Origin of the sequence: Dyella subtropica (assembly GCF_026283965.1) — a bacterium.
Classification (GTDB): domain Bacteria; phylum Pseudomonadota; class Gammaproteobacteria; order Xanthomonadales; family Rhodanobacteraceae; genus Dyella_D; species Dyella_D subtropica.
Map to the genome: position 1 here is coordinate 156,018 of NZ_JAPDPD010000013.1, position 7,400 is coordinate 163,417.

A 7,400-nucleotide genomic window follows, 5' to 3' on the forward strand; every position below is an offset into this window, starting at 1 on the left:
GTTCAGTCGTGCATTTTGCGGTTGGCGTAGATCGACATCAGCACGCCGAAGCCGGTGAGCAGGGACACCGCCGAGGTACCGCCATAACTGACCAGCGGCATCGGCACACCCACCACCGGCAACATACCGGCGACCATGCCGCCGTTGACGAACACGTAGACGAAGAAGCTCATGCCGATGGCGCCGGCGAGCAGACGCGAGTAAGTGTCGCGCGCTTCCATCGCAATCCACAGGCAGCGGCCGATGATGAAAGCGTAGAGCGCCATGATGCCGATCACGCCGATCAGCCCGAACTCTTCGGAGAACACGGCGAAGATGAAGTCAGTGGTGTGTTCGGGCAGAAAATCCAGACGTGACTGCGTGCCGTGCTGCCAGCCTTTGCCGAACGTGCCGCCGGAACCCACCGCAATCTGCGACTGAATAATGTGCCAGCCGTTGCCGAGCGGATCGGATTCGGGATCGAGCAGGGTGCGCACGCGATTGCGCTGGTATTCGCGCATGAAATGCCATGCCACCGGAATCATGCCGCCGACGGCGGCGAGCAGGCTGCCGATCTTCCACCACGCCATGCCCGACAAAAACAGCGCGAAGGCACCGGCGGCGGACACCAGCAGGGCCGTGCCGAGGTCCGGCTGTTCGGCGATCAGTCCGGCCGGGATCGCGATCAGGATGCCCACGGCGATGATGTCTTTCCAGCTGGGTGGCAATTGGCGCGGATGCAGGTACCAGGCCACCATCATCGGCACGGTGAGCTTGAGCAGCTCGGACGGCTGGAACGACAGCACGCCCAGATCCAGCCAGCGCTTGGAACCACTGCGCACCTGACCCAGCGTCGCCACCACCAGCAATAGCGCGATGCTGCCCGCGTACAGCCAGGGCGTCCATCCGCGCAGCACGGCCGGCGGAATACGCGAGATCAGCAGCAACAGAACGGCGCCCATCACGAAGCGAGCGGCCTGGCTGGTGATCATCGCCACGCTGCCACCACTGGCGCTGTACAGCGTCATCAGCCCGCAGATCCCGAGCAGTAGCAGGCCAAACGCCAACGGCAGATCAATACGCGGTCGCGTCATCACGCGCCGCAGGAACCGCTGCAAGCGCAGTTGGAGGACCTCGATCATGGATTGCCTCCGTCTTCCGGCGCGGCGGTGCTGGAGCTGTCGGACGGCAGCCCAGCAGGCATATCGGCGGGCGTGGCCACAGGTGTGTCCTCAAATTCTTCCGGCGCATTCGGCACCGTCACGGTGCCTTTTTCCGGCGTGTTCTGTGCCGGCACGGCGCCGCCTTGTGCCGCCAGCCATGCCTCCATGACCTTGCGCACGATAGGACCTGCGTCCGCGGCACCCCAGGCACCCGATTCCAGCATCGCCACCACGGCGATACGCGGTGCCTCGGTGGGCGTATAGGCGATGAACCAGGCGCGATGGCGCGTGGCCAGGTAGGCCGTGTTCTTGTTGGTGTCGTAGTCGTTGGTGCGACGGGAGAAGCGCTCGGCGGTACCGCTCTTGCCGGCCACCACGTAGGGGAACCCGTTGAACACGCCCGCCTCCCTGGCGGTGCCACCGGCGCCGTAAATCACCGCTTCCATGCCCTGGTTCACCACATTCCAGTCACTGGGCTTGCGGATCACCGAGGGGCCGCTCGGTGGATTGGCCAGCGGCACCGGGCGCTCCTTCACCGCGGCCGTGGCCATGACCAGCCGTGGTTCGTAAGGCGTGCCGTGGCCTGCGAACGTTGCTGTGGCATGGGCCAGCTGCAATGAGGTGACGTTCCAATAACCCTGGCCGATGCCCGCAATCACGGTTTCACCAGGAAACCAACCGTATTTGCTGCGGGTGGCCTTCCACTCACGTGAGGGCAAGATGCCCTCCGCCTCGCCCAGCAGGTCGATGCCGGTCTTCTTGCCGAAGCCCAGGCTGCCCATCCAGCTGGCGAGACGATCGATGCCCATGTCCAGCGCGAGCTTGTAGAAGTACGTGTTAGTGGACAGCTGAATCGCACGCACCATGTTTACCGTGCCGTTGCCACCGCGAACGTCATCACGATAACAACGCTGCTGGCCTGGGATGCAGAACTCGCCAGTGGAGAGCACGGTGTCCTCTGGCCGGCGTATGCCATATTTCAGACCACCCAGAGCGAGAAACGGTTTCACTGTCGAACCGGGCGGATAGGCGCTCTTCAGCGCGCGGTTGAGCAGTGGCTTGTCTTCGGCCGCTGTGTAGGTAGCGTAGTCGGCACGGCTGATGCCGTTGACGAACAGATTGGGGTCGAAGCTGGGCACGCTGACCATCGCCAGCACCTGGCCATTGCGCGGATCGATCGCCACCGCCGACCCAGGCCGGCCATCGAACGCATCATTGGCCGCCTTTTGCACGCGCACGTCGATGCCCAGGTAGAGGTTCTTTCCGGGCGTGGGTGGGTGGGTTTCAAGCACGCGCTGGACGCGACCATCCGCATTCACCTCGACCAACTCGTAGCCGGGCTCGCCATGCAGCATGTCCTCGTAAGAGCGCTCCAACCCGCTGCGACCCACGTGACTGGTGCCCTTGTAGCGATCGGCGTCGAGCCGGTTCATGTCATCCGCATCGATGCGCCCCACATAACCCACCACGTGTGCGAACAACGAACCATAGGGGTAACGCCGCGTGAGATAGGGCACCACGTCCAACCCAGGGAAACGCCAGCGGTTGATGGCGAAGCGGGCGATCTCGTCCTCGGTGAGGTGCAGCTTCAGCGGAACGCTGTCGAAGCGTCGGTTCTGCCTGAGCTGCTTCTTGAATGCGTCGATATCGTCGTCGTCCAGTGGCACCACATCGCGGATCGCCGACAACATCGTCTTCATGTCGGGCACCTGCTCGGGCACTACTTCCAGCCGGAATGCGGGCACATTGTCGGCCAGCAGCACGCCGTTGCGGTCAAAAATGAGGCCGCGCGCAGGCGGGATCGCACGCGGCTTGACGCGGTTGTTTTCCGAACGCAACGCGAACTCGTCGTGGCGATGCACCTGCAGGTACACATAGCGCGAGACCAAAACGCTCAGGCCCAGCAGGATCAGCACGAAACCGGCCAGTGCGCGCACCCGAAACAATGCGCTTTCGCCACGGGTATCCTTGATCGAGCGCCGACGTAATGCCATGGCGCTACTGCAGACGCATGCGCATGCGCAGGTCGTCCATGAGCAGGAACAGGAACGGCCACAGCGCGGCGCCGACGAAGGGCGAGATCCACCAAGTGGCCGGTGGCAGCGGCTCGCCGGCAAAGGTGTGCACGATCAGCAACAGAACCCGATCGTTTAGCAGCAAAGCAAGCACGGCCAGCGTCTGCTGCCACATCGGGAAGAAACGCAGGCGCGAACGGAAACGCAGCGCGATGAACACCAGCGCGCACAAGCGCAGTGCCTGTTCGCCGAGCAGCACGCCATCGAGCAAGTCGGCGAACAAGCCGATGACGAAAGCCAGGCCAAGGTTTACCCGGTCATTGGATTCCAGCGACCAATAGAGCAAGAACAGCGCCGGCCAATACGGCTTGAACGGCTGTAGCGGGCCCGGCAGCGGAACCAGCATCGACAGCAGCGCAAAGGCCAGCGTGCCGACGAACCACAGCAGGTTTACGCGTTGCTTGTTCATGGCTGTGCCGCCGGGACCGTAGTGGCCGAGGCCGGCGCCGATGGCTTAGCCACGGTCGCCCCCGGAAGCGCCTGCGTGGGCGCTGCCGCGGCATCGGACGGGCTCGGTGCCATATCTGTCGGCGGTCCCATCGGAGCACTCGGCGCAGGCGGTCCCACGGGCTCTGGCTGGTCGTGCAACAACAGTACGTACTCGCTACGGTCAAGATCGGCGGCGGGGCGCGCATGCGCCTCAAGGAACAAACCCGAAGGCGATTGACCGATCGAGCCTACTTCGCCCACGGGGAAGCCCGGCGGGAACCGCCCTCCCAAACCAGAGGTCAGCAGCTTGTCACCAGCGCGCACGTCGGCGGCCATCGGCACATTGGGCAGACTCAGCATGCCGCCGTCACGCGCACCGTAGGCCACGGTCCGCAGCCCGGTGCGTTCGACAACGACCGGCACGGCATGGTTTGGGTCGGAAACCAGCATCAGGACCGAGGTAGTTGGCAGCACCTCGATGATCTGGCCCATCACACCGTGCGCATCGATCACTGCCTGCCCCTGCTTCACACCCTCGCGGGCGCCCAGGCTCAGCATCAACCGATGCGGTGAGCCGCCGAGGTCCACGCCGATGACGCGCGCGAGCTGCACGTTGAGCTCCAGGCTGCGCTGGGTGGCGAGCAGTTCCTTCAGACGCTCGTTCTGCTCCGCTACGGCGGCCATGCGGTTGAGCTTGGCGTTGGCCAGCAGCAGGTCCTCGCGCAGACGCTGGTTCTGCTCAGTGAGCAGTTTGCGATCCGCGAAGGCTACGCTCAGAGTGCGCATGCCGGCCGCAGGCAACCCGGCAAGCCGGTAGATCGGCTCGACCACGACCGAGGTCGCATAGCGCATACGCCACATCCAGCCATTGCGATGGTCGAGCACCATCAGCACCATGGCCAGGGCCAAATAAAAGATAAGGCGCAGGGTGCCGGCTACAGAGCCGGCGAACAGGGGCGAGGAATCCTCGCGCGCGAGCGCCATCGCCTACCCCTTGCCGATGCTTTATTCGGCAGCGAAGAAATCGCTGCCGTGCTGATCGATCAGCTCCAGCGCCTTGCCGCCACCGCGGGCCACGCAAGTCAGCGGCTCATCAGCCACCTGTACGTGCAGGCCGGTCTCCTCGGAGATCAGGCGATCCAGGTCACGCAGCAGCGCACCGCCACCGGTCAGCACGATGCCGCGCTCGGCCACGTCGGAGCAGAGTTCCGGCGGGGTCTGCTCCAGCGCCGACTTGACCGCAGCCACGATGCCGGACAGCGGCTCATGCAGCGCTTCCAGCACTTCGTTGGAGTTGATAGTAAACATGCGTGGCACGCCTTCGGCCAGGTTGCGGCCGGAGATTTCGATCTCGCGCACGACGGTCTGCGGGAAGGCGCAGCCGATTTCCATCTTGATGCGCTCAGCGGTGGATTCACCGATCAAGGTGCCGTGGTTGCGACGGACGTAGTTGATGATGGCCTCGTCGAAGCGATCGCCGCCGACGCGCACCGACTGCGAATAGACAATGCCATTGAGAGAGATCACGGCTACTTCGGAGGTACCGCCGCCGATATCCAGCACCATCGAGCCACGCGCCTCATGCACCGGGATACCGGCGCCAATGGCGGCGGCCATAGGCTCTTCAATCAGGAACACGTCACGGGCGCCGGCGCCTTCAGCCGATTCCTTGATGGCACGGCGTTCGACCTGGGTGGAACCACAGGGGACGCAGACCAGCACGCGCGGGCTCGGACGCAACAGGCGCGAGCGGTGCACCTGCTTGATGAAGTGCTGCAGCATAGCCTCGGTCATCGAGAAGTTGGCGATCACGCCGTCCTTCATCGGGCGCACCGTGGCGATGTTGCCCGGAGTGCGGCCCAACATCTTCTTGGCGTCGCTACCGACTGCCGCGACCGCACGCGGGCCGCCCGGACCACGATCCTGACGGATCGCCACCACCGACGGCTCGTTCAGGACGATGCCCTGACCGCGCACATAAATCAGCGTATTGGCCGTGCCGAGGTCGATGGAGATGTCGTTGGAAAAGATGCCGCGAAACTTCTTGAACATGGGTCCGCCGCGTGCCGGCAATGGTGACAAAGTGAGCGCGCCAGTCTAGTCAGCCAAACCCTTGTACGCAAGGACATTCTCGTTAAGAAAGCCTTGTACGACGGGATGATATGCGTGTTTTCCACTTCGCAGTTCAGCTTGCTGGCAGCGCAAAAAGTCGCCGAGTCGCGCGGATGTCGGTAAGATTGATTGCTTTGGTTAGGCCACTCCGCCTGGCCCTTGGTCCGACCGCGCTTGCGCGGCCTGTTCACTCGCTCGGGGACACCCACGCACCATGTCTGCCGTCATCTGCGGTTCGTTGGCATACGACACCATCATGGTCTTCCAGGACCAGTTCAAGAACCACATCCTGCCCGATCAGGTGCACATCCTGAACGTCTCGTTCCTGGTGCCTCGCATGCGCCGGGAATTCGGTGGCTGCGCCGGCAACATTGCGTACAACCTTAAGCTGCTCGGCGGCGACCCGCTGCCGGTGGCCACGGTGGGTCAGGATTTCGCGCCATATCGCGCGCACATGGAGCAATGCGGCATTCGCCTCGACTATGTGCGCGAATTCAGCGACCAGTTCACGCCGCAGTGCTTCATCACCACGGACCTGGACAACAACCAGATCACGGCTTTCCATCCGGGCGCCATGTCCAGCGCACACGAAAACCACGTGCGTGACATCCCGGAGATCGGCTTTGCTATCGTCGCGCCGGATGGCCGCGAGGCCATGCTGCAGCACGTGGACGAGTTCGCGTCGCGCGGCGTGCCTTTCATCTTCGATCCAGGCCAGGCCATGCCGCTCTTCAATGGTGAAGAGTTCCGCGCCATGATCGAGAAGGCCACCTATGTGATCGTCAACGACTACGAGTCGCAACTGCTGCAGTCGCGCACCGGCTGGAGTGCAGAAGAGATCGCCCAACGAGTGAAGGCTTACATTGTCACGCTCGGCCCACGCGGCTCGCTGATCCACACCGACGGCATCACGCACGAAATTCCGCCGGCCCGTGAGCGCAAGGTCGTCGACCCGACCGGTTGCGGCGATGCTTATCGTGCGGGTCTGATCTTCGGCATCATGCACGGCAAGGACTGGCAGACGATTGGCCGCATGGCGTCGCTGATGGGCGCGCTCAAGGTTGAATTCCCGGGCACGCAGAATCAGCGCTTTGACTACGCGCAATTTGCTACGGAATTCAGAGAGCAGTTCGGTTATTCACTGGATTGATGCAAATCGCAGCTGTTGGTAAGCACAAAGCCCCGCATCACGCGGGGCTTTGTCGTTTCAGGGTGATAGAAAATCCTTCTAGCCCCACCAACCTCATCGCATTCCTTTGGATCGCACTCCCTTGCAGGGAGTGAGAATGCGGATGCTCATGCCATCACCGGTCACGCTCAATTCGATGCGCCGATCGATATGGCAGCTCTATAGCCTAGTCGTGTGCGACTTCCCCGAAAAGGGCTAAAGGCAGACACGTAGGTCGTGTACAGCACGCTACGACTCTCTGAATCATGCAATGCCGCTAACGGTTCTAGCTCAACAAGCATGCTCAAGGAAAAATGCCTTACCAGGGGGCAAAGTGTTTTTCATCACCGCAAAGAAAAACCCTCCGTAGCGCGAGCTACGGAGGGTTTGGGATGAAGCCCCTGGCGGTGACCTACTCTTGCATGGGCAATGCCACACTACCATCGGCGCAGCTGCGTTTCACTTCCGAGTTCG

The 7,400-nt window shown here is 62.9% G+C and carries 6 protein-coding genes; 1 reads left to right on the plus strand and 5 read right to left on the minus strand.

What is annotated here, in order from left to right:
• Positions 1–2: 2 nt before the first annotated feature.
• From rodA to OUZ45_RS13165, 5 genes are read right to left on the minus strand one after another with little or no spacing between them, the layout of a single operon-like run.
• Complete coding sequence (gene rodA, locus OUZ45_RS13145; protein WP_266170573.1) at positions 3–1,121, minus strand: rod shape-determining protein RodA; 1,119 nt, start codon at positions 1,119–1,121, stop codon at positions 3–5.
• Positions 1,118–3,136, minus strand: coding sequence for a penicillin-binding protein 2 (gene mrdA / locus OUZ45_RS13150; RefSeq protein WP_266170574.1), 2,019 nt, complete (start codon positions 3,134–3,136; stop codon positions 1,118–1,120). The genes rodA and mrdA overlap by 4 nt, the downstream gene beginning before the upstream one ends.
• A 4-nt stretch (positions 3,137–3,140) precedes the next feature.
• Complete coding sequence (mreD, locus tag OUZ45_RS13155) at positions 3,141–3,626, minus strand: rod shape-determining protein MreD (RefSeq protein ID WP_266170575.1); 486 nt, start codon at positions 3,624–3,626, stop codon at positions 3,141–3,143.
• The gene (gene mreC, locus OUZ45_RS13160; protein ID WP_266170576.1) at positions 3,623–4,630 is read right to left on the minus strand and encodes a rod shape-determining protein MreC; all 1,008 of its coding nucleotides are present in this window, start codon (positions 4,628–4,630) and stop codon (positions 3,623–3,625) included. Before mreC ends, mreD begins: the two co-directional genes overlap by 4 nt.
• Positions 4,631–4,651: 21 nt before the next feature.
• Complete coding sequence (locus OUZ45_RS13165; protein WP_266170577.1) at positions 4,652–5,698, minus strand: rod shape-determining protein; 1,047 nt, start codon at positions 5,696–5,698, stop codon at positions 4,652–4,654.
• A 274-nt stretch (positions 5,699–5,972) separates the two neighbouring features.
• Here OUZ45_RS13165 and OUZ45_RS13170 point away from each other — a divergent pair, with 274 nt between their 5' ends.
• Positions 5,973–6,908 carry a carbohydrate kinase family protein gene (locus tag OUZ45_RS13170; protein ID WP_266170578.1) on the plus strand — a complete coding sequence of 312 codons (936 nt, stop codon included), beginning with the start codon at positions 5,973–5,975 and terminating at the stop codon, positions 6,906–6,908.
• The last annotated feature ends 492 nt before the right edge of the window (positions 6,909–7,400 follow it).

Coding starts and splice junctions, on each gene's coding strand:
- rodA (WP_266170573.1), bottom strand. CDS start 1,121: ATGATCGAGGTCCTCCAACTGCGCTTGCAGCGGTTCCTGCGGCGCGTG.
- OUZ45_RS13165 (WP_266170577.1), bottom strand. CDS start 5,698: ATGTTCAAGAAGTTTCGCGGCATCTTTTCCAACGACATCTCCATCGAC.
- mreC (WP_266170576.1), bottom strand. CDS start 4,630: ATGGCGCTCGCGCGCGAGGATTCCTCGCCCCTGTTCGCCGGCTCTGTA.
- OUZ45_RS13170 (WP_266170578.1), top strand. CDS start 5,973: ATGTCTGCCGTCATCTGCGGTTCGTTGGCATACGACACCATCATGGTC.
- mrdA (WP_266170574.1), bottom strand. CDS start 3,136: ATGGCATTACGTCGGCGCTCGATCAAGGATACCCGTGGCGAAAGCGCA.
- mreD (WP_266170575.1), bottom strand. CDS start 3,626: ATGAACAAGCAACGCGTAAACCTGCTGTGGTTCGTCGGCACGCTGGCC.